This window comes from Paenibacillus ihuae, from assembly GCF_001368795.1.
In the GTDB taxonomy this organism is placed as follows: domain Bacteria; phylum Bacillota; class Bacilli; order Paenibacillales; family Paenibacillaceae; genus Paenibacillus_AQ; species Paenibacillus_AQ ihuae.
In genome coordinates this window covers 1303175-1305137 of sequence record NZ_LN831198.1, presented here as the reverse complement: position 1 = coordinate 1305137, position 1963 = coordinate 1303175, and the positions used below count along the sequence as shown (strand labels likewise).

At 51.0% G+C, this 1963-nt stretch carries 1 protein-coding gene; it reads right to left on the bottom strand.

Annotation, left to right across the window (positions count from 1 at the left end; all coding sequences use genetic code 11):
* Positions 1 to 1963, bottom strand: a 1963-nt coding sequence (locus AQR02_RS33595; RefSeq protein WP_245237152.1) for an alpha-amylase family glycosyl hydrolase, incomplete at both ends; no start/stop codon positions are given.

Here is a 1963-nt window from a genome sequence, read left to right as displayed (position 1 = left end):
CGGTTTCGGCGTTGGCGTTGGCGTTGGTGTCGGTGTTGGCGTCGGTTTCACATTAGGCACTGCAGCCAGAATTACTGTTCCGCCTCCATCTCTGCCCGGAAGATCGATACTCACCTTCTGATCACCGGATACCGTATACGTTTTACCGCTGTATTCATCTTTTACAACTGCAGCTGCGGCAAAAGGCACCGGTATACTCACCGTCAAAGCATCTTTTCCCGTATTGATTACTGTAACAACATTCACATTGTCATACTGTTTGTTAAAGGCAAGGTATCCCAGATCATCCGAACCGGCCAGCTTCGTGCGCGTGCCTTTGGAGAACACTTTGGAATACTGGGCCCGGATATTCAGCAGCTTCTGATAATGATCATGAAGCCCCTGCTCCGCTGTCAGCTGATCCCACGGCATATCTCCGCGGTTCTCGCTAAACTCTCCCTTGGCCATATCTCCGGCGTTGCTGCCGGAACGGCCCAGCTCTTCCCCGTAATAGATAACCGGCTGGCCTTTAGCCGTAATCTGCAGCGCTGCCGCGATCATCAGCTTGCCTTGATCTCCGTCCACGTAATCGGAGAGGAAGCCATTCTCGTCATGGCTGCTCAGGAATTGGGCCATGGTTTTAGTGTTATCTAACTTAGATTCACGGTCTTGCAGGTATGCATCTACATCTGTGATTTTGCCGTCGGTGAAATTTTTGGCTGCATTCTTGAAGCCAAAGTCAAGCAGCGCATCCATTTGACCAGATTGCAGATTGCCGCCGTCACTGTCAATTGTACCGCCGTAAAATTCGCCGACCAGCTTGAAGCTTGGGTCGATAGCAGTCAATGCATTCTTGAATGCTTTCCAGGTCGTGCTCTCCACATGCTTGACTGTATCCACACGGAAATAGTCAATCGTATCTCCGCGGTCAGTCCGTGCATTGCCCAGCCAGCCTGTCTGCCAGTCGATAATTTGCTGGCGCACTGCAGGATCCTCTGTCTTGAAATCCGGCAAGCCTGCCAGCTCGCCCTTGACCGGATCGGTATCCGCCGAAACGTTGTCTGTGCGGAGCATTCCGTCAAAGCGCGCTTTATCCTCGGCAGTAACGCCTTCGTAGCTGTCGCCCGCTTCAAGCCCGTAGCCTGCATGATTCAGCACAACGTCAACCATAATTTTGATGCCCTTGTCATGTGCCTTCTCAATCAGCTGCTTGAAGGTGGCCATATCGCCGAGATGCTCATCCAGCTGGGTGAAATCTTTGGCCCAATAGCCATGATAAGCATACTGTGTACCGCCGAAATCAATGCCTTTGTTGAAGTCGATATTGTCGACAACCGGTGAAATCCAGAGCGTGTTAATACCAAGCTCCTGCAGGTAATCCAGCTTGTCGATCATCCCCTGGAAATCCCCGCCGTGATAGGCTTCCAGATGAGTTTTGTCCACATTCTCATTGTTCTTCAGGTCGCCATCCGCAAACCGGTCTGTGAGCGCAAAATAAATCCGCGCCTCATCCCAGTCGAAATCAAGCTTAGCTCCCGTATACGTTCTGGCTTTTACCTCAACGGCCGTGTCCCCTGTATGACTGTTGCCGTACTGGTCGATCAGCGTAATTGGAATCGTTTTGGTTCCTGCCGTTACCGTATCTTTCACTGCAATCGTCTGCTTCAGCAGCTCCATATCAAGCTTAACCTTCGCCGGTCCGCCCAGAGCGGTCAAATCCATGTAACCTTCCTTGTAAGACACTGCTTCCGCGGAAGCTGCTTTGACCGTCACAACAGCATTCTCATTAGAGGTCACCGCTTGCGGCTGAACTGTAGCTGTTATGGTGACATCAGGATTATGGTAAATTACTGCCGATTCACCGTTAACCGTATGTTTCGGGTCTGACAGTTCCTCGGTAATCCCATCCTTGGTAATCAGGAAGGTATACTTGTAGGTTCCTTCCTCCACCCCTGTCAGCACATAAGTAAACCATTCATTTGCA